This is a genomic window from Desulfomonilia bacterium (genome assembly GCA_036567785.1).
GTDB lineage: Bacteria > Desulfobacterota > Desulfomonilia > UBA1062 > UBA1062 > DATCTV01.
Window position 1 is genome coordinate 141,926 of the sequence record DATCTV010000043.1, and the last position, 22,841, is coordinate 164,766.

Annotated in this window: 19 protein-coding genes; 6 read left to right on the forward strand and 13 right to left on the reverse strand. The window is 44.1% G+C overall.

The window, feature by feature from the left end; translation table 11 throughout:
- Positions 1–73: 73 nt before the first annotated feature.
- The 6 genes from VIS94_12830 to VIS94_12855 all read right to left on the reverse strand — a co-directional run bounded on the left by VIS94_12830 (position 74) and on the right by VIS94_12855 (position 6,868).
- A complete protein-coding gene (locus VIS94_12830) occupies positions 74–1,006 on the reverse strand; it encodes a hypothetical protein (protein HEY9161953.1) in 933 nt (310 codons plus the stop codon).
- Positions 1,007–1,723: 717 nt separating this feature from the next.
- Positions 1,724–3,151 carry a hypothetical protein gene (locus VIS94_12835; protein ID HEY9161954.1) on the reverse strand — a complete coding sequence of 476 codons (1,428 nt, stop codon included), beginning with the start codon at positions 3,149–3,151 and terminating at the stop codon, positions 1,724–1,726.
- Between the two features lie 216 nt (positions 3,152–3,367).
- On the reverse strand, positions 3,368–3,574 hold the full coding sequence (locus tag VIS94_12840) for a hypothetical protein (GenBank protein HEY9161955.1): 207 nt from the start codon (positions 3,572–3,574) through the stop codon (positions 3,368–3,370).
- 171 nt (positions 3,575–3,745) lie between these two features.
- On the reverse strand, positions 3,746–5,356 hold the full coding sequence (locus VIS94_12845; protein ID HEY9161956.1) for a Gfo/Idh/MocA family oxidoreductase: 1,611 nt from the start codon (positions 5,354–5,356) through the stop codon (positions 3,746–3,748).
- The gene (locus VIS94_12850; protein ID HEY9161957.1) at positions 5,353–5,715 is read right to left on the reverse strand and encodes a four helix bundle protein; all 363 of its coding nucleotides are present in this window, start codon (positions 5,713–5,715) and stop codon (positions 5,353–5,355) included. The genes VIS94_12845 and VIS94_12850 overlap by 4 nt, the downstream gene beginning before the upstream one ends.
- Positions 5,716–5,725: 10 nt before the next feature.
- The gene (locus tag VIS94_12855) at positions 5,726–6,868 is read right to left on the reverse strand and encodes a DegT/DnrJ/EryC1/StrS family aminotransferase (GenBank protein ID HEY9161958.1); all 1,143 of its coding nucleotides are present in this window, start codon (positions 6,866–6,868) and stop codon (positions 5,726–5,728) included.
- A gap of 308 nt (positions 6,869–7,176) precedes the next feature.
- On the opposite strand from VIS94_12855, the gene VIS94_12860 reads away from it, so the two are divergent.
- A complete protein-coding gene (locus VIS94_12860; protein HEY9161959.1) occupies positions 7,177–8,790 on the forward strand; it encodes a long-chain fatty acid--CoA ligase in 1,614 nt (537 codons plus the stop codon).
- Between the two features lie 46 nt (positions 8,791–8,836).
- Here the strand turns inward: VIS94_12860 and VIS94_12865 are convergent, their stop codons facing one another.
- The gene (locus VIS94_12865) at positions 8,837–9,397 is read right to left on the reverse strand and encodes an SPOR domain-containing protein (GenBank protein ID HEY9161960.1); all 561 of its coding nucleotides are present in this window, start codon (positions 9,395–9,397) and stop codon (positions 8,837–8,839) included.
- A gap of 5 nt (positions 9,398–9,402) precedes the next feature.
- Positions 9,403–11,064 carry an arginine--tRNA ligase gene (argS, locus tag VIS94_12870; GenBank protein HEY9161961.1) on the reverse strand — a complete coding sequence of 554 codons (1,662 nt, stop codon included), beginning with the start codon at positions 11,062–11,064 and terminating at the stop codon, positions 9,403–9,405.
- Positions 11,065–11,283: 219 nt separating this feature from the next.
- Here argS and hrcA point away from each other — a divergent pair, with 219 nt between their 5' ends.
- Genes hrcA through VIS94_12890 form a run of 4 tightly spaced genes read left to right on the forward strand, consistent with a single transcriptional unit; the run spans position 11,284 to position 15,216 of the window.
- A complete protein-coding gene (gene hrcA, locus VIS94_12875) occupies positions 11,284–12,318 on the forward strand; it encodes a heat-inducible transcriptional repressor HrcA (GenBank protein ID HEY9161962.1) in 1,035 nt (344 codons plus the stop codon).
- 5 nt (positions 12,319–12,323) lie between these two features.
- Positions 12,324–12,902 carry a nucleotide exchange factor GrpE gene (locus VIS94_12880; protein HEY9161963.1) on the forward strand — a complete coding sequence of 193 codons (579 nt, stop codon included), beginning with the start codon at positions 12,324–12,326 and terminating at the stop codon, positions 12,900–12,902.
- Positions 12,903–12,916: 14 nt separating this feature from the next.
- The gene (gene dnaK / locus VIS94_12885) at positions 12,917–14,833 is read left to right on the forward strand and encodes a molecular chaperone DnaK (protein ID HEY9161964.1); all 1,917 of its coding nucleotides are present in this window, start codon (positions 12,917–12,919) and stop codon (positions 14,831–14,833) included.
- A gap of 44 nt (positions 14,834–14,877) precedes the next feature.
- Entirely contained in the window at positions 14,878–15,216 is a 339-nt protein-coding gene (locus VIS94_12890) for an FmdB family zinc ribbon protein (GenBank protein ID HEY9161965.1), read from the forward strand.
- On the opposite strand, the gene VIS94_12895 is transcribed toward VIS94_12890, so the two are convergent.
- The 4 genes from VIS94_12895 to rpoZ are packed head-to-tail and all read right to left on the reverse strand — an operon-like array spanning position 15,213 to position 18,915.
- A complete protein-coding gene (locus VIS94_12895) occupies positions 15,213–16,646 on the reverse strand; it encodes a lipopolysaccharide kinase InaA family protein (GenBank protein HEY9161966.1) in 1,434 nt (477 codons plus the stop codon). The two genes, VIS94_12890 and VIS94_12895, sit on opposite strands and share 4 nt — an antisense overlap.
- Positions 16,639–17,565, reverse strand: coding sequence for a lysophospholipid acyltransferase family protein (locus VIS94_12900; GenBank protein HEY9161967.1), 927 nt, complete (start codon positions 17,563–17,565; stop codon positions 16,639–16,641). Before VIS94_12900 ends, VIS94_12895 begins: the two co-directional genes overlap by 8 nt.
- Positions 17,566–17,617: 52 nt before the next feature.
- Complete coding sequence (gene dnaJ / locus VIS94_12905; protein ID HEY9161968.1) at positions 17,618–18,724, reverse strand: molecular chaperone DnaJ; 1,107 nt, start codon at positions 18,722–18,724, stop codon at positions 17,618–17,620.
- A complete protein-coding gene (gene rpoZ, locus VIS94_12910; GenBank protein HEY9161969.1) occupies positions 18,721–18,915 on the reverse strand; it encodes a DNA-directed RNA polymerase subunit omega in 195 nt (64 codons plus the stop codon). Before rpoZ ends, dnaJ begins: the two co-directional genes overlap by 4 nt.
- 347 nt (positions 18,916–19,262) lie before the next feature.
- Here rpoZ and VIS94_12915 point away from each other — a divergent pair, with 347 nt between their 5' ends.
- The gene (locus VIS94_12915; GenBank protein HEY9161970.1) at positions 19,263–21,494 is read left to right on the forward strand and encodes a TIM-barrel domain-containing protein; all 2,232 of its coding nucleotides are present in this window, start codon (positions 19,263–19,265) and stop codon (positions 21,492–21,494) included.
- A gap of 59 nt (positions 21,495–21,553) precedes the next feature.
- Here the strand turns inward: VIS94_12915 and VIS94_12920 are convergent, their stop codons facing one another.
- The gene (locus tag VIS94_12920; GenBank protein HEY9161971.1) at positions 21,554–22,822 is read right to left on the reverse strand and encodes a class II fructose-bisphosphate aldolase; all 1,269 of its coding nucleotides are present in this window, start codon (positions 22,820–22,822) and stop codon (positions 21,554–21,556) included.
- Positions 22,823–22,841: the final 19 nt, after the last annotated feature.

The window sequence follows — 22,841 nt, forward strand, 5'->3', positions numbered from 1 at the left end:
CTGGGACACCCACATTATAGCTGCATTGGAAAGTATGAGTTGTGACTGGCGCATCAGTTAAATATGTATCTTCCTATTCGATATTTGATGACGGTAAATATACATATATGCTTCGGAACTTCTTATCGGGCTTTATTCCCAGATTATCCAGCATGTTTACCCAAGATTTTGCAAAGTCATCCGACAAATAATCCACTGCCACAACTTTCTTGAGTGACTTCTTTTCTAAAACATCTTTGAGTTTTACATTTCTTGTTTCTCTTCCCCAGGCGATTGCCTTTTCCATTTTGTTCAGGTCCGGATAAACATCAATGATGGCCGGATAGCCATCTGCATAAAAGGCAATCCTCCTGCGGTTTGTGATAATATCCTTTTCCGGGCCGCATTTCGACAGTATCCAGACACCTGCTTCCTTCCTGGCCAGCCTGTCGGCATCGGGAGGGGTAAAAGCCTTCCCTGCCCATAAAAACGGGGCCGAGATAACAGCCAGTATTGCCAGGTACTTGAGAAACCTTGATGATGATCCTATTGAAGATGCGACAGCGCAGGAAGCAATCGGCAGCAGGTATATGATTGGAGCAATTATGTACCTGATGGATTCCCTGCCTGTATTATTCCATCCCATGCCAAGGACTATTTCAAAATAAATCAGAAGAGTAATCGCAAGGTGTTTTGCATATGGAGTGGTTCTGTAAAAATAAATACCTATAATGCCGAAAAAGCCAATCAGATAATAGGTCTTAGCCATAAAATCACTTATCAGATTGGTAACGGCATTCATAAAATCTGCAATGTTTGAATATGAAGCTCCAAAACCTCCCAGGTAACGAGGTATGTTCAGGCTGTTACGAAATAACGGTATATCCGGCATTGTAATTATCAGGAATACTGTAATAGAAACCGGTATAATCAAGACCAGTGCCCTTGTCAGAAAATTATCCTTTTTATGGAAAATCCAGATTATAAGCCATGCAGCGAGGAAAATGAGTGATGTACCCCTTACCATTGCCCCAGATAAAAATAAAAATATGCCTGAAACAAAATAAATAAGTTTTCTCCTGCCTGTAGAATTAATTCCTTTGATAATTAAGAAATTAGCCCATAATATTAAACAGATAAGAAGAGATTCCTTAAGACAATCAACCGAGTATTCAAGCAGCTTTCTGTGTGACAAATAAAAAAGAACACTTATCAAAGCCGTGATTTTGTTATCAGCAATCTGTCTAGTAATTTTATAAATTCCGATGGAGCCTATAACATATGCACCTGACGCAACCAGCCTGCTCGAAGTTTCCAGAGAAAAACCGGTAACCTTGACCGTTATAAAGATAAGGAATTCATACAAAGGAAGCGGAAAAAGTGGTTCAAGTCTACCATATAAAGCTTCATGGAAATTTCCCTTTAAAAACAGTTTAACAACGGGAATATAAAAATAAACGCCATCAGTCGAGATTATGTCATAGTTAATCCAGGCGGGAATTAATGCCAGTATACTAAAGAAAAAAACTATACCGATTACTGTGTAGTCCGGGCATTTATTCAAGGTATCGTTGATCTTAACTAATCTGGCCTTTAAAGACATTTCAGAACCTTCATTTGGTAAGGGCATCAAATATTTCTGTTTTACAGATGGAGTATTCGAATAAGTTGCTCGTTTTGCAGCTGAAATTAACTGCAAATATTCATGTTTCTTTCAGCTGCATTGAAGAATTATTAGCCTGTATTACTGACTGGCTTTTCTTCTCATTTCGTATATAAGGTCAAGAATGTATGCCATGATAAAGGCTATGATAATCCCAGCAATTATTGCAACCGCCATAATAACAATCGGACTGATGTCATATGATACAAGATTGTGAGGTTCCTCGGTTATCATTATCACTTTTGAATATTTGGAGGTCATGTATTCCTTATTTAATTCATTGGCAGCCTTTGCAATACGTATCAATTCAAGTCTGATAGTTTCGAGCCTTTTTTCGACAAAGTCTTTGGCTGAAGCCTCGTTTACTTCTTTTCCCTGTGACTTTTGCAGGAGATCAATATATTCCTGGAGGTACTTTTTATCGACACCCAAATTCTGTGATTCAACCCCTGATTCGAGAGATCTCTTGATAAGCAGATTCAGATACTCTTTCTGGTTCAGCTTATCTATCGTATCAGCGTCGAGAACGATTTGCGTATTCGGTGTGCCCAGAGACATCGCTGCACTTGCACCACTTTTATCCTTTTCAAGAACCTGTTTGAGAAGATTATTCACCATTTCCGTTTCCAGCATCTTTTTTTCTCTAGCCTGCTCCATCCTCTTTATCTTGTATTGTGTTCTTGTCAGAAGGAAATCTTTGTATTTCGAAAGACGATAATAATAAATCAGAGAATCAACTCCGACCAGCTCGATTTCCCTCAGATTTTTCAACTCTGTTTGTAGGTCAACAAATGATTTTCCAGTCTTTGATGATTGAAAGTATCCGGCAACCTCAATCCTTTTATCTAAAAATCCCATGTAATTATCTGCAGTGTTGTTAAGAACTTCAAATGAATCGATATAATCACTGTTTTTGATGAGATTCTGAGGTAATTCAATTGTCAGAAGCTGTCTTCCCACATAATCATCATAAAATCGTTGTTCGTATGATTGTACCAGACTATAGAGTATCTGCTTCCTTTCTCTTCCGCTGATAGGGCCGCCGAGTTTCTGTATAAATCTGATATAATATTGGTTGGGCAGGTAATACAGGGTTTCTTTTTTCACCTTTTTCATTTCAATTGCCTTTTCCTGGACTTCAACCGGAACAAAAGGATCAACAAAAAGAAATGATTTGGGATTTTTTTCGAAAATACTCCTTTTCTTGGGATTCTGAATAACATTTGCCGCCTGTACAGCTGCATCCGATGGTATCAGATCACTCATCTCAAATTTTTTGCCATTAGGATACTCATGCTTGTCTATACCGGAAAAAGTCAAGGCCACCTTGCACTCAGAAACACTGTGCGCATTTATCAAGATATAAATACCGCCTACTAATATACATGCGCCAAGAATAGACATTATGAGCCATTTATGCCTTTTGATCATGAAAAATATCTTCATGAAATCGATTTCTTTTTCATCAAGTCTCTCTTGTGTATCCATTGTCCCTTTGCTGGAATCCATTTAATCCTCCATATTTATTAATTGTACATATCTTGAAACATGCCCATAGAACCATCATGATTAAAAGTAATCATACAATAATATAGATTTGTTGTTAATCTTTTATCAGGCAGATTACTTTAGATATTTTTATTCTTCCAGAGAACTCTTTCAGAGGAATATGTGATTTCAAGTTATCTTGTTCCCGCTTCCAAACTTTGGAAAGACTGGCCCTGACTAGTGTGATATGTCTTTTATTCTTGCATCAAACAGATTCATTTTCATGTCAAATTCTTCATTTTGTTTTTCGGCCATCAGATTTTCAAGGATATGGCTAACTATTACATTCGCAACTTCAATTCTGCTCTTTCCCAGCCTCTTTGCTGTCCTGTCAATTTTATCAACTATCGATTCTTCCAGTTCTATTGTAAGCAGCCAATCCATAACATCCTCCCTGTTAAATAAACATTCAAGCAATTTTTACTTATCACAATTCAAATACAATCAATCTTCTGTCATCTAACCATTGAAAACTTAAAATCGCAACAACATTTTTTAAAAAGAATCGATAATTAATTTATTGAAAATTATAAGCTATATAACAATATTGGAAATTTACTTCTTTAGCGCAAGCCCTTCTGCATGTGTATCCGTATATGCTTTTCCGCAATGGCTGCAAATCAGGTCATCATCCAGTTTTTCACCACACCGGCACATCCAGCCGATTTGCTTCGCCGGGTTGCCTACCATAAGGGCATATGCCGAGGCCCCCCTCGTTACAACCGCACCCGCACCTATGAATGCATATTCGCCTATCGTATGGCCGCATACTATCGTTGCATTGGCTCCAATTGTTACACCCTTTTTAACAAGAGTCGGTCTCATTTCGTTCATCTTTGAAATATGGGCCCTGGGATTATAAACATTGGTAAAGACCATTGAAGGCCCGCAGAAGACATCGTCTTCCAGTGTGACACCTTTATAAATTGATACATTGTTCTGGATTTTACATCCGTTTCCTATCGTGGAATCCGGCCCTATGACCACGTTCTGGCCTATATTGCAATTCTTTCCTATCTTTGTCCCTTTAAGTATATGGCTGAAATGCCAGATCTTTGAACCCTCGCCAATCTCGACCCCATCATCTATATAGCTTGAATTGTGTACAAAATAAGCTTTCTCTGCCTGATTAAGATCAGAGATGAATATCTTCCGGCTGGAATTATCAAGGGAAAGCTGTCCAGCTTTCAGAATTCTTAAAACATCAATCCCTTCATTGCCATCGGTTAACGGTTCATTCCTGGTCTCAATGCATGATACGAAATGCTCACACTCTTTTCTTAGCGGTTCCTCATTTTCCACTTCAATCTTGATCGCTTCTTTTTTATCAGGTACGGGAATACCGTTTTCCCATTTGACATTATGAGGATACAGCAGGAGTTTGTCTGTCCAGGCCAATGTATCATTAAAGACCGCCATACCTTTTTCACCGACAACTACAAGCTTCTGCTCTTTGAAAGGGTGCAGCCATGAAACAAAAACATGAGCCCTTAATCCCGACGCAAATTCAAGGTGCGTTGTAGTTACATCAGCAATTTTTTTGTGAAGATAATATCCGCCGGTTGCTATTACCGCTTCAGGGGTTTCATTTGCAAGCGAGAGGATCATTGATATGTCATGAGGGGCGAAACTCCACAAAATATCCTCCTCCCGTCTGATTTTGCCGAAGTTGAGCCTTGTTGAATAAACATAGTCTATCCGCCCGAGCAGTCCATCTCTGATCATCCCCTTAAGTCTGATAAAACAGGGGTGGTACTGAAGCAGGTGGCCTACCATAAGGATTCTCGAATTTTTCAGGGCGATTTCTTTAAGTTCTTCTGCATCCCTCAGATCAAGAGAAAGGGGCTTTTCGACAAATACATCCTTTCCAGAAAGAAGCGCCTCTCTGGCCAGGGAGAAGTGCATCGCCGCAGGTGCGGAAATAACAACACCCTTTATTTCTTGATCCTCAAGTATTTCACTGAAGTTGCTAGTGAATCTGACGCCCCGATACTGCTTTTGAAGTTCGGCAAGATATTGAACACTGGTGTCGCAGACAGTTTTCAAAACCCCCAATTCACTGTAGTTCCTTACAAGATTTTTGCCCCAGTATCCTGCACCGATAATTGCGATGTGAGAAAGGAGGTGTAAGGAGTTAGGGGTGAGGGGTGAGGGGTGAGGTGTCATTGCGTTCTCCTTTCTCGTATAGAGTTAATTAAGCCCCCGAGGAGGCCAAAAACTTTTTTAATCTGTTCAAAAATGACATCTGGATTTCTTATGTATCCTAAATTGCCAGCAATAAGCAGTTGGGTTTCAACCTCACTTAAAGAACCTTGGCTCATGGAAAGATAATGTAAAAATTCTTTAGTTCCAGTGCGGGCAGCACCTTCGACAGCATTACTTGGAATTGAAACAGACGATCTGCGTATCTGACTTGTTAAACCATGAGTTTCTTCAACAGGAAAATTCTTTGAAAATTCATATATCATTTTAACAAGTTCAATCGACTCTTGCCATACTTTAAGATCGTGATGAACTCTCTTCACCCTTAACTACTTACGCCTCACTCAATAATCTCGCAATATTTTCCTGTTCTTCTTCCGTGAGATATGGATGCATCGGTATGCTGAATATATGTTCCGCAATATCTTCAGAAACGGGAAACGAACCTTTTTCATAGCCTAGATATCTGTAGGCGCCCTGAAGATGAAGAGGTATAGGATAATATATGGCAGTAGGAACACCTGCTGACTTCAGCTTGCCCATCATTTCATCGCGGTTTTCGCAAAGGATGGAATACTGCGCCCAGGCGCTTTTACAGTCTTTTTCAACAAATGGAACTGTAACTTTATCCTTCAAAAGCCTGGAGTATCTCTCTGCAACAGTCTGCCTCAATTCTATTTCCTCAGGGAATATCTCAAATTTAGCCAGCAGTATGGCCGCCTGAATCGTGTCAAGCCTGCCGTTAATGCCAAGGCGGATATTGTCATATTTATCCGAACCCGAACCATGAACCCTTATTGAAATCATTTTTTTTGCAAGCTCGTCATCATCAGTGAAAACCATACCCCCATCTCCATAGCATCCGAGAGGCTTTGCAGGAAAGAAAGACGTGCAGGCAATATCGGCAAGTGAGCAGGCTTTTCTCCCTTCATATTCGGCACCGAACGATTGGCAGGCATCTTCGATAACAAAAAGTCCGTGTCTTTCTGCTATTTCATTTATTTTTGCATAATCCGCGGTCTGCCCGAAAAGGTCAACAGGTATTATCCCTTTCGGCAGAAGACCATCAACCCCCATGGGAAGGGGATATTCCTGACTGCCGCCGTTTTCAACTGCGAGGATTGACTGTTCAAGCTTTATTGGATCCATATTGAAAGTATCTTTATTAATATCCACGAAAACCGGCGTGGCGCCAAGAAGCGAGATGACTTCGGCAGTCGCTACAAATGTAAAAGGTGTTGTAAAGACAGCATCCCCGGGGCCGACCTCATAAGCCATAAGAGCCATCAACAGGGCATCGGTTCCGGAAGCGCATCCGATTGCATTTTTTGCCCCCGTATATTCGGCCAGCTTCCTTTCAAGCTCCTTAATTTCAGCTCCCATAATGTACTGACCGCTATCCAGAACCTTTTCAATGCCGGACACAATTTTTCCCCTTATACGTTCCTGCTGTTTCTTGAGGTCAATGAACTGCATATTCTCTCCTTATTTTTTATGTAGCTCCGCCGTAAAAGGTGCACTAATAGAATAGCACCTGTTCAGCCTCTTGCATAACAACATGTGAAAATCCTGGCATTCAATGTGATTCGTAGATAATACCAGTGAATATTCTTAAATCAAGCCTTGAAATAATTTTTATCTTTCATTTTTTACAGCATTCATCAGCTTTTCAGGCCGGTTGAATGATGTCCTGTTGAAGCCGGATATTGACTTATTCGAAATTGTTATTATGTCTTAATCAGGTAAGATTGTCATATAATATTACAAATATCCGGAGGTGAAAGATGATGGACTATCAGCTGCTTTTAAGGACTTTCCTGATAAGGACTGCCAGGTTCTTCCCTAAAAAAGAGATCGTTTCTGTCTACCCCAATGAAATTCACCGGTATACATATGCAGATTATTACAGGCGTACATGCCAGCTCGCACACGCCCTCGACAAGCTAGGGATAAAGCGAGGAGACAGGGTGGCAAGCTTTGCGTTGAACAACCAACGCCACCTTGAACTTTATTTTGGCGTACCATGCATGGGAGGTGTCCTGCATACAGTCAATATCAGACTGCCGCATGAACACATTATTTATATAATCAACCATGCTGAAGATAAGATACTGTTCATCGAGGAAGACCTGGTATTTCTTATAGAACCGATTGCGGAACAGCTCAAAACAGTCGAGCATTACGTAATACTCTCTCAGTCAGGGAAAATGCCCCAAACAACACTGCCGAATGCAGTTCTCTATGACGAGATGATTAAAGAATTTCCAGAGGACTATGACTGGCCGATTGATATGAGCGAATTCGACCCCGCCCTGATATGCTACACATCCGCCACAACGGGAACACCCAAAGGAGTGGTCTACAGCCACAGAGGAATTATGCTTCATACATACGGCATCGGTGTAACCCTGAACGTCAACGAGGGTGATTGTGTACTCCATATCGTGCCGATGTTCCATGCCAATGCATGGGGAGCACCCTTCGGAGCAGTAGCTCTCGGCTGTAAGCAGGTATTGCCGGGAAGAGAAGTCCTCAATATGGAGAAGCTCTGCCGTGTGATTGCAGACGAGAAGGTGTCTTTTACTGCCGGAGTCCCGACAATCTGGATGATGCTGCACGATTACCTTGAAAAAGGGGGATGGCACGACTTTTCATCATTGAAAGGCATCTTCAGCGGAGGCTCGGCCTGCCCTATCTCCCTGATGAAAAGCCTCAATGAAAAATACGGCTTCCCTGTCAGGCAGGCTTACGGAATGACGGAAACATACCCGATGGCAACAGCGGCACTACCCAAGAGCTATATGGCCGACTGGCCGATGGAAAAAATCTATGACATCCGTGCAAGCGCGGGCATACCTGCACCCGGTGTTGAAATGCGGGTTGTAAACGACAATGGTGAAGACGTCAGAATGGACGGTAAAGAATGGGGTGAAATATGGTTCCGAGGCCCATGGATCGCAAAGGAATATTACAAAGATGATGCATCATCAACAAGGCTGTTCTCAGACGGATGGCTTAAAACCGGTGATATAGCGACAATGGACGAAGAAGGCTATTTAAGACTTGTCGATAGGAAAGGCGACTTGATAAAAAGCGGAGGCGAATGGATATCTTCCGTTGACCTGGAAAATGCAATCATGGCCCATCCGAAAGTCCTTGAGGCAACAGTCATCGGCATACCTCACCAGAAGTGGCAGGAAAGGCCCATGGGGTGCATCGTTCCGGTTCCCGGCGAGACCATATCAGAAGAAGAATTGAGGGAATTTCTCAAAGGGAGCGTGGCAGACTGGTGGATACCTGAAAAGTTTGTCTTCATGTCAATGATTCCAAAAACAAGCGTGGGAAAATTCAACAAAAAAGAACTCAGAAAAATGTTTTCGGAGGGAATGCTGAAATAAAACCTGAGCTTGTTTTAATTCGTTTTGTCGGGTTCGTGGTTACGGCTCACATCTCTACGACCAGACATTCCCTGCCAAGCATACCTGAAAGCTGCCTGTTATAGCGTTCGGCTGTAGACCTTGACGGGAAACCGCCCCACAGGACTGAATAATGGCTTCCTTTTTTCACGATCCTGCAGGTTAATCTTCTGCCGCTTTCAAGCTCTTTTGCAAAATCCTCGGCGGATTTTCTTGACTTGAAAATATCTATCTGAACCGAAAAATGATTATCGGCGGATTTGGGCTGTTTCTGATGATAGAGGATATCATAGAATGAATATTTATAGTCCTTTTCTACAGCTGCTGATGCCTCAGCTTTCTTCTTACTGTTTTTATCGTTTTCAGCTATATGCCTGTCATCAATTACATTTTTTCCGAATCTTGCCTTGATAGCCGATATTACTTCCAAAGGTTTTATTTCATCTATCTTAAAGGGCAGCCCGGGCAGTTCAACAATGTTTATAAAGAGCCATGATGTTCCTGCAAGAATTGTGATCGACAGGAAGAAGAGAAGAATATTTTTTTTAAGTGTCTTGGTATGCCGGGATGCCTTTGTTCTTCTTCCCATATCAGCTACATGGAATCGGGCGCGTCAACGCCCATGAGAGACAGACCATTGGCAATGACCTGTCTCACGCAATCAACAAGAAGAAGCCTCGCAGCGGAGACCTCATAATCTTCTCCGATAACCTTGTTCTTATTGTAAAAACGATGGAAGGCCGTTGCCAGTTCGAGAACATAATAGGCTATGCGATGCGGTTCCAGTTCAGTTGCGGCAGATAATACCGTATCCGGAAACTGGGCGATCATTTTCATAAGATCTATCTCGTCATCCGTTATAAGTTTCTTTAAATATTTTAATCCCGTTTCAGGTTTTTGCTCTGAGAGTGCGGCTTTTCTTATAATCGAACATATCCTGGCATGGGCGTACTGCACATAGAAGACCGGATTTTCCTCGCCCTTTTTTTTTGCCAGTTCAAGATCGAACACAAGATGGCTGTCACAACGCCTCATCATGAAAAAGAACCTTGCGGCATCCCTGCCCACTTCATCGACGACTTCCTTTAATGTGACAAACTCCCCCGAGCGTGTAGACATCTGAACCGGCACACCTGCCCTTACAAGCGAAACAAGCTGTATAAGCAGTGCATGAAAACAGTCGTCTTCTGCACCGAGGGCTTTCATGGCGGCCGACATTCTGGGTACATAACCGTGATGGTCGGCGCCCCATATATCAATTATTTTTTCAAAGCCGCGCTCTAGCTTGTTCTTATGGTAGGCTATATCTGGTGCAAAATATGTAAGGGCTCCATCCGATTTTCTCAAAACCCTGTCCTTCTCATCCCCGAATTCAGTGCTTCTGAACCACAGGGCATTGTCTTCTTCAAATGTAAGGCCCTTTGCCTTCATTGACTCAAGAGTTTTCCCGACCATATCGTCCTTATACAGTTCCGACTCACTGAACCAGACATCGAAATTGATATTGAACTCCCTGAGGTCCCTGTTTATGCCTTCGAGAATATTTTTTCCGGCATATTCCCTGCATATTGCAACAGCATCTTTTTCGGGCATATAAAGCAGGCTTTCACCATGAATTCCATGAATTTCTGATGCGATCTCTTTTATATAACCGCCCTTGTATCCATTTTCAGGAAAATCAGAAGTATGGCCCAGCAATTCCCTGTAACGCGAATAAACAGACAGGCCGAGCATATTCATCTGGTTGCCCGTATCATTGATATAATACTCACGCTGCACATCGAAACCTGCAGCATCAAGTATCCTTGCAAGGGTATCGCCGACAGCGGCCCCTCTTCCATGTCCTACATGAAGCGGACCTGTAGGGTTTGCGCTGACGAACTCGATCTGAACCTTCTTTTTTGCACCGATACTGCTCCTTCCGAACAGTACTTTTTGTGTGATGACTTCCTCAAGAATTTCCGCCCATGCATCAACTTTGACAAAGAAATTTATAAATCCAGGACCGGCAACTTCAACTTTTGTAAACAAGTCCGAACTATCCTGAATTTTTTTTGAGATTAATGCGGCCAGTTCTCTTGGATTTTTTTTTGCCGGTTTTGCCAGCATCATTGCCGCATTAGTGGCATAGTCGCCAAATTGCTTATCAGCAGGCACACTGATACCTGACTTGAAACCTTCAGGTATTGTTATTTCGCCTTCTATTAAGATTTTATTCAGAACTTCGTTCAGTACAGCCTCAACCTTATGTTTCATCAGTGTCCCTTTTGCATGCTCATTATGATTATGAAATCAATAACACATCAGAGGCTTTTGTCCATATTTAATCGGTGTCTTTAAAAAAATTTACTATTGATGAACGTAGTGCCGAAAAGTCAGACATGGCTTATTCAAAATCCATGGGTATTGACATAAAGACTTTGAGTTTCTATAAAAGGATTGTTAGCAGATAAGATAAGCGAGTGCTAAAAAATTATGGGAATAGTGATCAACCAGCGAGACAAGCAGATTTTCGGATTCATAATGCAGGAATTTATAAGTACCGGTGAGCCGGTCGGGTCTCGTTCGGTCTCCCGAAGATATGATCTGGACTTGTCGCCTGCAACTATCAGAAACATCATGGCAGACCTTGAAGAACTCGGGTTTCTTCTGCAACCGCATGTCAGTGCGGGAAGAATACCCACGAAAGAAGGCATTCATTACTATTTAAATGAAATCGTTAAAATGAAAGCCCTGCCGAAAGAAGAAAAATCCATAATTTCAAGGCAGATGCACAAAAACTCCGGGGGACTAAAAGAGATTCTGCGAGAGGCAAGCCTTCTTTTATCGGAAATATCAGGCAATGCTTCTGTAGTCATCCTGCCTAAAATCAGTACGTTTACCTTTAAAAGAATAGAATTCGTAAAGCTCGGGACGAACAGGATCCTGGTAATCCTGATAAGCAAATCCGGCCTGGTCTATAATCATGTTGTACGGGGCGATGATATCAATCAGGATGATCTCACGAAATACAGCAACTTCCTGAATGAAAAATATTCAGGGTTCAGCATCGAAAAAATGAGGAAATCCCTCTCACAAGAGATGAAAAGCGAAAAAGCACGGTTTGACAGTCTGGTGAAAGAGGCCGTGCATATGGGGATGATGGCGCTTGATAACGTGGAAGATGCCCAGGATATGGTTATTGAAGGCAAGGATATCGTCTTTAACTACCCTGAGCTGGCAGACATAGAAAAACTCAGAGAAATCGTAAGGGCATTCGAAGATAAAGGCCGCATGCTCAGCATACTGAATCAGGTATTTGAAGGAACTGGTGTGAAAATATTTATCGGTGAGGAAATAGGCAACATAGGGATGAACGATTTATCCATGGTGGCCAGCGGTTATTTCCATGGAGATACGCCTGCGGGTTCCCTTGGAGTTATCGGCCCCATGAGAATGAACTATAAAAGGGTCATACCACTGGTCGAATATATGGCAAAATTACTTAGTACCATGATCGAGGAGATTTAAAAAAAATGAGCAGCTCAAAGAAAAAGAATGTAACAGAAGAATTGACCGGCTACTTTGATCAACCCGAAACAACGCCTTCAGAAAGCCAGGCATCGGAAGAACTGGACAGCGGAATTCAAGATCTTGTGGGGCAGCTTGATGAGATGAAGGACAAGTATTTAAGAGCCCTGGCCGAGATGGAGAACATGAAGAAACGGCTCAACCGCGACAGGGAAAACATCATTAAGTACGGCAATGAAGGTCTTTTGAGGGATATGTTAAGGGTCTATGATTCAATCAATAAATCCGTTCAGGTGGCAAAAGAACTGCATCCGGACGATACTAATTTCATTGACGGCCTGGAAATGGTTGAAAAACTTTTTATTGAAACCTTGAAACGGCATCATGTTGAACCTATAGATTCAAAGAAAGGCACGCCCTTTAATCCGAATTATCATGAGGCTATGATGCAAAGGGCCGATGATGATATAAACGAGCCTAACATAGTGATTGATGAATTTGAAAAAGGGTTCATGCTTTACGACAGGGTATTGAGACCTGCAAAGGTTTCAGTATCGATTGATAATACAGCAGCTACTAACTAAGGAGGAATATAGACATGGGAAAAATCCTGGGAATCGATCTGGGAACTACAAATTCTTGCATGGCCATTATGGAAGGCGGCGACCCCAAAGTTATACCGAACGCTGAAGGTGCACGCACCACGCCATCTGTCGTAGCGTTCACGGGAAGCGGTGAAAGGCTGGTTGGCCAGGTAGCAAGACGCCAGGCAGTGACAAATTCCGAACGCACACTTTATGCGATAAAAAGGCTTATCGGCAGAAAGTTCACAGACAACGAAGTACAACGCGACATCAAGATAATGCCCTTCAAGATAGTGGATACGGTTAACGGCGATGCGGCAATCGACGTTGACGGCAGGACATACTCCCCACCTGAAATCTCTGCAATGGTACTCCAGAAACTTAAGATTGATGCAGAAGCGTACCTTGGAGAAAAGATAGAAGACGTGGTCATAACAGTTCCTGCTTATTTTAATGACAGCCAACGCCAGGCAACAAAAGATGCGGGGAAAATTGCCGGATTCAACGTCAAGCGCATAATCAATGAGCCGACCGCGGCCGCGCTTGCATATGGTCTTGACAGAAAGAAAGAGGAGAAAGTAGCGGTCTTCGACCTGGGCGGAGGAACGTTTGATATATCGATTCTCGAAATCGGCGACGGCGTTTTCGAGGTCAAGGCAACAAACGGAGATACGCACTTGGGCGGCGAAGACATCGACAACCATGTAATCGACTATCTCGTAAGCGAGTTCAAAAAGGAATCGGGTGTTGATCTCAGCAAGGACCGCATGGCCCTGCAAAGGCTCAAGGAAGCGGCTGAACGTGCAAAACACGAGCTTTCATCCATGATGGAAACTGAGATCAACCTGCCTTTCATAACGGCAGACCAGAACGGGCCAAAGCATCTCAACATGAGGCTTTCCAGGGCAAAGCTCGAAGGCCTTGTCGATGATATAATCCAGAAACTCGAGGGCCCATGCCGCAAAGCCCTTGCAGATGCAGGCCTTACAGCATCACAGATAGACGAGGTCATTCTCGTAGGCGGACAGACCAGAATGCCGAAAGTTGTTGAAAAGGTTAAAGAGATTTTCGGCAAAGAACCTCACCGCGGAGTTAACCCTGACGAGGTCGTAGCTGTAGGCGCAGCTATTCAGGGCGGAGTCCTGGGCGGAGATGTAAAGGATGTTCTCCTTCTTGACGTTACGCCGCTGTCTCTCGGCATCGAAACCCTTGGAGGGGTTTTCACAAAGGTTATTGAGAGAAACACCACTATTCCGACAAAGAAATCTCAGATATTCTCCACTGCTGAAGACAGCCAGAATGCAGTTACGATCAGAGTCTTCCAGGGAGAACGTCCGATGGCGAACGACAACAAGCTTCTCGGCCAGTTTGACCTTCTAGGCATACCGCCCGCACCTAGAGGAATACCGCAGATCGAGGTATCCTTCGATATCGACGCGAATGGAATCTTGCACGTGTCTGCCAAGGACAAAGCGACCAACAAGGAACAGTCCATCAGGATTACAAGTTCCTCAGGCCTTACAGAAGAAGACATAAACCGTATGATCCATGAGGCCGAAGACCATGCCCAGGAAGACAGGAACCGTCAGGCGCTGGCGGAGGCTAAAAACAAAGCCGACAGTCTTATCTATGCAACTGAAAAAACCATGAAGGATCATGGAGACAAGATTGACGGCATGACAAGAAACAAGATCGAAAATGCAATTGTCGATCTTAAAGACGCCATAAAAGGTGAGAGCCCAGATCTCATAAACCAGAGAATGGACGCCCTTACACAGGCCTCCCACAAACTGGCGGAAATGATGTACGCATCGGTGAAACAGGCCGCAGGACAAGCCGGTGGCGGAAGCGAAGCCCCCGGAGGCCCAAAGCCTGATGACGTAGTTGATGCAGAGTTTGAAGAGGTCAAGGGAGATCAGAACAAATTTTAAAAAAAAGGGCAGGGCTTTACACCCTGCCCTTTTTTATTAGACCTATGCCGATTTACGAATATAAATGCACATCGTGTCTTCATATCACAAGCATTCTGGTTCAGGGATTCTCTTCCCCCTCCGGACTCAAATGTGAATCATGCGGTTCTGATGCGCTCAACAAGATCATATCAAGGGTCAACTACCACGGGTCTCAATCTGACAGGCTCGCCTCATATGATCCTGGTTCAAGAAAATCCGACAGTTTTTTCAGGGACACCCGCAACATAGGGCTTGAAGCTGAACGCATGCTTAAAAAGGCCGGCGTTGAACCAACGGATGATTTCAAGGCAAAGCTTGAAAAGGTCAGAACAGACCCCGGCAGCATACTGAAGGACAGCTAGAATATTTCGAACCTGTCTCCGTTTTCCGTTGTATAAATCACCTCTTTACCTTTCATCCGTCTTTTCAATTCATCGATCAGATATTGCGCATCATCACCTGTCAGGGCCGCATATGCATCGATCATGTCCCTGCCTGATTCCATCGCAAACCTTCGCGGAATGCTGAGCCCGATCTGCATGAGGTTTCTTAATCTCTTTTTCCTTGAAACACGACTTGATTGTACAACCCTGTCCGTGTCGATGAAGACTGCCTCGTTCCTTTCTGTATCCATGAATATGTTGCAAGCCTTCATATCAGCATGAAAGATACCGGACATGTGCATCATTCCGACAGTCCGGCCGATCGTGCCTGCCAGAGTTTTTCGTTCCGTCTCAGTAAGCCCTCCGCTGTCAAGAATCCTGTCCAGCTGGGGATAATCAAGTTTCCTGCTGACAAGCATGCTCGACCTGTCCCTGAATACTATGCAGGCAACAGGTTCCGCCACTCTGAACCCGTTGAACATGAGGACAAGAGAACCTTTCCATGACCTTCGCGCATAAGGCTCAAGGAATAACGGTGAACTCTTATAGGACTTTACACAATATTCACCGGCAATCGAAACCTGCGTCTTTTCCTGGACCTTGAGAAGGTTTGATCCCTTACTAAGATTCTTCCCGTGAATATCTATAATCTTCTTAAGATCAGGTGTTTCCTCTCTTTTCACTACTGCCTGATAATCCGCGTTATTTTCAATCCTGCTGAAACTTCCGTCCAAGAGAGATCTCCTGATCCACCTTTCAACCCTCTTGCGACGTATATTCCCGGCCATTTCAACAACAGCCCTGTGTGTTCCTTCAGACTCATCCGGAATAAGTGTTTTCAGCGCTGGCATGGATGTTCCGAACACTGCTGCCGCCGAAGCGAATGATCTGACCCGGTTTGACACGCCGACACTGCTTTTATTTCTGACCTCATAGCAGTCAATCAAAACGTAATTGCTGTTTTCATCAATCAAGATGTTGCCCGGATGAAGATCATGATGTACAAAACCGCGTTCAAGAAAATCCCTTGTAACTGAAAAAAGTACCCTCTCCTGAAAATCTCTTTCGAAACTGATCAGAAGCCTGTTTCCTTCAACTTCCCTGACAGCAATGGCCGAACTTGTTCCACAGCGGAAATGACCAAGCACTTCTGCAACAGCAATGCCCTTGGAAGCAAGTTTGTTGAGCATATTCGCTTCTATTCTCGTCCTTGGGAAAACAAGGTTTCTGATTCTCTGGAAAAAGCCTCCAGGGTGGCAGACCTTAAGATAAATTCCTGGATATCCTTCTCTGATAAGGTGATAAACGCTGCGTTTGGACGACGATTTGACAATTTCCCAAGAATACCCTTCGAACCGAGCTTCAAGCTCTTTTATCAATCCCCGGGGTAATAAGCTTCTATCATTCATTTACAAGCCTCTGCCTTTTCCATCTCCTGTAGCGTTTCGTCAGACTCATTTTTCTCGGATAAATGCGATCTTCCCCGGCGGGTCTCGTTTTGAATCTTCTGTGATACCATATCCACTGCTCGGGATATTTTCTTATCCAGGTTTCAATCATCGAAGTAAATCGCTGTGTGAGCTCGAGTTCACTTTCCTTTGAAGAATCATATATATAAGGTTTATCTATAAATATCCTGTGACCTCTGGGAGAACTAACAACATATGCTGGAAGGATCGGGCTGCCGTATTTGTTCGTAAATGTGGCAAGACCTCTTATCGTGCATGCTTTTCTTCCGAAAAAGTCAACAAAAATTCCGGTATCCCGCTGCATGTTCTGGTCCAGAACATATCCGACAATCTCTCTGTTTTTTAATGCCCTTATGATGCCCAGTGCGACCCTTTCTTTAGTGATGGTCCCCGTCCCGAAGCGGTTGAGCATTCCGGTATAGAGTCTGTCAGCCCATTTTGCCTTGATCTGCCTTGTAACGACATTTACCCTCAGGCCCCTCTTTGACATATAGGTGAGCATGATCGGGAAATTCCCCAGATGACCGCTTACCGCAAAGACGCCCTTATTCAACTTAAGAGCATCAGTCAGGTTTTCCTCACCTGAGACATGCACAAGCTTCGACTGCTCATAAGGAGGCATCTGCAAAATTTTCAGGAAATCAAACCCTATTGAAATGGAATTCTGGAAACTCTCTTTTGCGATTCTTTTCAGTTCATCCCTGCTTTTCTCATTTCCAAGACAGATTTCAAGATTTGTCAAAGCTATCTTTCTGCGGTTAGGCATCAGATAAAAGAGGATGAGGCCAAGGGTCCTGAAAAATGACAATCCGATATCTCTCGGAATAAGCCTCACGATAAACAGTATCAGGTTCTCCATTGTCAGAATTTAGGTTTCCTTGTGCTGCCAGTCAACAAAGATATTAAGATGCTTAAGAAAACAGGTTGAATTTTTTCCTGCCTTTGCCGGGTTCAGCGACATCGTCATTCATTGTAGATGCAAATTGCCTGAGAAGTTCCGCCTGCTCTTTTGTCAATTTGTGAGGGATGACTACCTTGATTATTATTTTAAGATCACCTGAACCGGAACCGCGCAGATGTTTTATCCCTTTTCCCCTGACGGTCAACACATCACCTGGCTGTGTTCCAGCCTTGATTTCAATCTCATGCTCCCCGTCAAGGGTTGGCACTTTCATGGTGGCGCCGAGCGCTGCATGAGTGAAAGAAACAGGCAGCTCGAAATAAAGATCGTCACCTTCTCTGGCAAAGAGTTCATGGGCTTTCACTTCTATGATTACATAAAGATCGCCCGGCGGGCCGCCGTATTCTCCAATATCACCCTCTCCTGAAACCCTCATTGTCGAGCCGTTATCGACACCCGGCGGAATTTTAACCTTCAGTTTTTTTGTCCTTGAAACAATACCCGTACCCCTGCATGGTTTGCACGGCTTTGATATGATTTTGCCTTCACCCTTGCATTTGGGACAGGTAGAGCTTATGGTAAAGAATCCCTGAGAACGGTAAACCTGGCCTTTGCCCTGGCATGCGGTACATGTCTGGGCCTTGCTCCCGGGTTCGGCACCGCTTCCTTCACAGACATCGCAAGGTTCATTTTTCGGGATATCGAGTTCGAGTTCGGTACCTTTATCTGCGTCATTTAAAGTTATTATTACATGCTTTTTTAAATCTGAGCCTCTTGCCGGTCTTCTTCCGCCGCCCCTTCTTGATGACCCGAAACCGAACATTTCGCCGAAAAGGTCCGAGAAACTTCCGAATATCTCTTCAAAATTATTGAATCCGCGGAAACCCGCCCCTGTAAGGCCGTCATGACCATACTGGTCATAGATGTGCCTCTTTTCAGAATCGTGAAGCACCTCATATGCCTCGGCAGCTTCCTTGAAGCGTTCTTCCGCATCCTTGTCCCCCGGATTTCTGTCGGGATGGTATTTCAGGGCTAACTGCCGGTATGCCTTTTTGATTTCTTCAGAGGAGGCAGATCTGGAAACGCCAAGGATCTCGTAGTAATCCCTTTTTGTCATCCTTTCCTTACTATGCCGATTCTACCCTCAGCAATTTCCCTGAGAGAAGTCACTACCTGTCTGTTTTCCTTTCTGTTGCACAGCGGATCCGCACCCTTGATCAGCTGCTTTGTACGTTTGGATGCCGCTATTGCAAGCGAAAAGCGGTCGTTCAATTTTTCGAGACAATCTTCTACTGTAACTCTTGCCATGGTTTATTTCCTTTGGTTTTTTAGAAGTGATAGCCTCATGCCATAATATTGTTAATACGTCAATACTTGGCCTGAAAAATCTATTTCATATAAATTGAATTCTGCTCCGGATTCGACATTTTTATAGCCAAATTAAATCTTACCATATCATTTTAGATTCACGGTTCAGTTCCTATGCAGAACAAGCTGGTTATTTTCTCATTCATCAGCTTTACACTAATAAAACTTAAAAGTTCTTTTTTCTTTAAGCACAATATTAAATACGTTAAACTGTACTGATGAAAAATCGACTGGTATCGTTGCAAAGAATTTTCAGCAAAAATAAACCTTCAAATTCTCGGATACTGTTGACCGGGAAAAATATCGCCAGGGTAACCGTCTCGAACGATAGTGATTTCAATGAAGCGCCTTTCGTCAGGGACGTGCTTCTGCCACATCGATACCACGATGAGTTTTCATCGACATGCTTTTCAGATATCTGTTTTGACAAAGATAAGAACCGGTTGAAAGTCCGTTTCGCTGATCAAAAAAACCTGGTGATACATGCCGACCCTTCCTGTCTTTCATTCGAAATATACACCAGTGAAGACGAGGGCTTTTACGGTTTCGGTGAGTGGTTCAACGCATTCAGAAGACAAAGCGGGGAGCTTACCGTTCACAACCTCGAATCGCCGGCATTCCTGCAGCATAAGCAGACATATTCTGCATTTCCATGCTTTCTGAGCGACCGTGGATACATGATATTCATCTTGAATGCACACAGGGCGAAAGTGAAAATAAACAAGCCCGCCGGAAAGCTTTCAGTCAGGTTTTCAGGCGGCAGCCTTGATTTTTTTGTAATAGCCGGCTCGGACTTCAAGGAGATAATCACAAATTATACAGCTCTTACAGGCAGGCCGCCTCTTTTGCCTCTCTGGGCCTTCGGCTTGTGGAACACCGCCTACCCTGTAGAAAACCAGGAGGAAACCCTCACACGTATACAATCGCACAGGGAAAAGCAAATACCGCTGGATGCCGTAATATTCGATTATCACTGGCAGCAGGCCTTTTCCGATTTCAAATGGCGCAGGTCCGTTTTCCCTGATCCAGGTATAATGCTTGACCTGATGAAAAAAGAAGGGGTTAAAGCCGGACTGATCTACACGCCTTACATAAACAGGGATTCCTACCCTTTATATAAATTCCTTGTAAGGCTCTATGTCAAAAACGCACCTGAAGGCGTGCCTCTTCTTTCAAAAGACTATGCAATGGATAATTTTAAAGAAGGCATGAAAAATGGCTATTTCGCTCACGATAATGTTACATGGTGGCTTGGCAGGGGTGGCGCGGTTGACTTCACAAACAGGAATGCATGCGACTGGTGGTTTGACAAACAGAAACCCCTGCTCGATCAGGGTGTTTACTTTTTCAAGAACGACGGTGCGGAATATCTCCCAAAAGGCTCACGTTCAACAATCGGGCTTGATGACGAGGAATATCACAACATTTACTGCTTCTATTATACGAAGGCACTTTTCGAGAGATGCCAGGAATATCACGGAAACAAAAGGGCCCTTGTCTTTTCCAGGACAAACTGGGCAGGAACCCAGCGCTTTCCCGGTATATTTTTAGGCGACCAGACACCGGAATTCAAACACATCGCTGCAACCATGAGATGCGGACTCAATATGAGCCTGCTTGGCTATGCCTATTGGGGAGCTGACGTGCTTTCGCTCTATAAATCGCCATCAGCCGAACAACACCAGCGTTATTCCCAGTGGTCGATTTTCAGCCCTCTGTCGAGATATTTTTCCTCACCTGATGATCCTAACAGAAATCCCTGGGGAATCGATAAAGAATGCGAGGAAAATTTCAGGCGGCATATTGACCTGAAAATAAGGCTGCTGCCTTATTATTACGGTCTGGCACGCGAGGCCTATGACACCGGCATTCCTATTATCAGGCCTCTTTATCTGGAATTTCCCGGTGACCCGCACACACGACCCATCTGGCAGCAACCCATGATCGGCGATGCGCTTATGATGGCCCCTGTGCTTGAACCCGGGGCAAAATCCATAAAGGTCTATTTCCCGAAAGGGCTTTGGTACTCTTGGTGGGACATGGCAAATTTTGAAGGGCCCGGATGGTTCGATGTGCCTGTTGATGATGGACACCTGCCGCTCTTCGTCAGGGGAGGCAAACAAATTATCCTGGGTAAAATACTTCAATTCATACCTGATGCACACAGGTTTGATGAGATCGAAGTACACGCCTTTCCGCCATTTGACGGTACTGCGGTCTTATATGAAGACGACTTCTCCACTCTTTTCTATCAACAGGGCGAATCATCCACACAGAAATTTACGTTCAGAAATGAAACGGACTCCTGCATATCCATAGCAGTCTATCCTGCAACAGGGGTCTTTTCAGGCCAGCCTCTTAAAAGAAACGTAACTTTTGTTTTGCACGGCTGTGCTTCATCATGTGTCGAGGCTGATGGATGCATAATTGAAAAAACCTTTTCAGATGACATTACAAGTACGCTTTCAATAAGCACAGTGCTCGATGTCGCATCAAAGGCTTTAATAAGGATTTCATAAAAAAGGCCATGATCTGATCATGGCCTTTCGTTTATCACTGTATTTGCTTAAGACAGATATCAGTCGTCGTATTTCCCTGCAGGGCTGTCGTCGGTTTTCTCCTTGCCTTTAGCCTTTATCTTTTCAACCGTCCAGTCTGCGGGATTCTCAATCTGCGTCCCTTTGGGGCCGAGATCATGGGACCCTGCCTTGAGGATTGCCTCAACTGCAAGAGGTGCGGTGTCTTTTGCATTAAAGACATTTACAAGAAGGTCGTAAACAAAGTCTTCCACCGCTTTTTCCATACGCTCCCTGACTTCGGAGGTTTGTGCAAGTATCTTGTTTTCAAACGGCAGGTTGAGCTTTTTGAAATCACCGGCTTTCAGACCTTTGTCCTTTGCGTATGCGACCATTTCAGCCCACAGCTTATCGTCCATGCCTGTACATTCCAGCTTGAGCAGGTTCTTATCTGCATCGAGAATGGCGTTTCCGAATTCATTCACCTTCACGCCCCAGGAAAGCATCTGTAGTGCTGTCGCGACATTTGCCTTTGTTGTATGCGTCTCCGAGGCTATTTTCTTGAGTCTTTCATTACTGTTGCCTGATGTGCCGTGCTGCGCCCCGGATACTCCGTATTTTTCAATGGCCTTGTGAATTTCGGCCGTCAGTTCGACCTGTATGCCTGCATCACTTTCTTCGATGCCGTGCGTCGTTCCGTTATTGAGCGCTATCCAGTCTGGAAAAATCTTATGCGCATTCAGCCCCTGGATCAGGAACAGGGCTTCTTCAGGCGTCGACAGTCCGGTTGCACCTTTGATCTCGCCGACCTCGGTCTCGTAACCTGCCCATGACGGGATATATTTGCTGATTTCGATGTTTGCAAGAAGGTTTTCATCTTCAGGCATGTGCGAGGCATCGATTGCAATCGATGTAATGCCTTGATCGAAGATGGACGGTATGTCGGTCTTCGCCTTTTCGAGTTCGGCGGCACTCGTAATTCCGAAATGGTCGGCATGAACTGCAACCGGAACCGTTATACCAAGCTCATTGCAGAATGAATCCACATATCTTGCTATGTTCCATAACCCGACATGACAGTAATTGCTTTCCGATTTTGCTATCTCGATTATAATGGCGGCATTGGCCTTCTGGGCCGCCTTGAGCGTTCCGCGTATGACCGTTGTGCTCCTGCCGTTTGCCGCAATCGTCATTGCATGGCCTTTCGCCCTCATTGCACGGTCGATTGCCTTGCCGCTGACAATAAGCGCTTTCGAATACGGAAAAAGTTTCCTGACATTCGGCGGTCTGCCGATTTGAAGGGCCTTTGCATAATCAGCCTCGTAGCTCATGTTTCATCCTCCCATGAAT

Excerpts from the sequence above, each read along its gene's own strand:
- VIS94_12865 (HEY9161960.1), bottom strand. The coding sequence starts at position 9,397 with ATGGGAAGAAGAACAAAGGCATCCCGGCATACCAAGACACTTAAAAAA.
- hrcA (HEY9161962.1), top strand. The coding sequence starts at position 11,284 with ATGGGAATAGTGATCAACCAGCGAGACAAGCAGATTTTCGGATTCATA.
- VIS94_12900 (HEY9161967.1), bottom strand. The coding sequence starts at position 17,565 with ATGGAGAACCTGATACTGTTTATCGTGAGGCTTATTCCGAGAGATATC.
- VIS94_12840 (HEY9161955.1), bottom strand. The coding sequence starts at position 3,574 with ATGGATTGGCTGCTTACAATAGAACTGGAAGAATCGATAGTTGATAAA.
- VIS94_12895 (HEY9161966.1), bottom strand. The coding sequence starts at position 16,646 with ATGAATGATAGAAGCTTATTACCCCGGGGATTGATAAAAGAGCTTGAA.
- VIS94_12860 (HEY9161959.1), top strand. The coding sequence starts at position 7,177 with ATGATGGACTATCAGCTGCTTTTAAGGACTTTCCTGATAAGGACTGCC.
- VIS94_12920 (HEY9161971.1), bottom strand. The coding sequence starts at position 22,822 with ATGAGCTACGAGGCTGATTATGCAAAGGCCCTTCAAATCGGCAGACCG.
- argS (HEY9161961.1), bottom strand. The coding sequence starts at position 11,064 with ATGAAACATAAGGTTGAGGCTGTACTGAACGAAGTTCTGAATAAAATC.
- VIS94_12890 (HEY9161965.1), top strand. The coding sequence starts at position 14,878 with ATGCCGATTTACGAATATAAATGCACATCGTGTCTTCATATCACAAGC.
- rpoZ (HEY9161969.1), bottom strand. The coding sequence starts at position 18,915 with ATGGCAAGAGTTACAGTAGAAGATTGTCTCGAAAAATTGAACGACCGC.
- VIS94_12830 (HEY9161953.1), bottom strand. The coding sequence starts at position 1,006 with ATGGTAAGGGGTACATCACTCATTTTCCTCGCTGCATGGCTTATAATC.
- VIS94_12855 (HEY9161958.1), bottom strand. The coding sequence starts at position 6,868 with ATGCAGTTCATTGACCTCAAGAAACAGCAGGAACGTATAAGGGGAAAA.
- dnaK (HEY9161964.1), top strand. The coding sequence starts at position 12,917 with ATGGGAAAAATCCTGGGAATCGATCTGGGAACTACAAATTCTTGCATG.
- VIS94_12880 (HEY9161963.1), top strand. The coding sequence starts at position 12,324 with ATGAGCAGCTCAAAGAAAAAGAATGTAACAGAAGAATTGACCGGCTAC.
- dnaJ (HEY9161968.1), bottom strand. The coding sequence starts at position 18,724 with ATGACAAAAAGGGATTACTACGAGATCCTTGGCGTTTCCAGATCTGCC.
- VIS94_12845 (HEY9161956.1), bottom strand. The coding sequence starts at position 5,356 with ATGACACCTCACCCCTCACCCCTCACCCCTAACTCCTTACACCTCCTT.
- VIS94_12835 (HEY9161954.1), bottom strand. The coding sequence starts at position 3,151 with ATGGATTCCAGCAAAGGGACAATGGATACACAAGAGAGACTTGATGAA.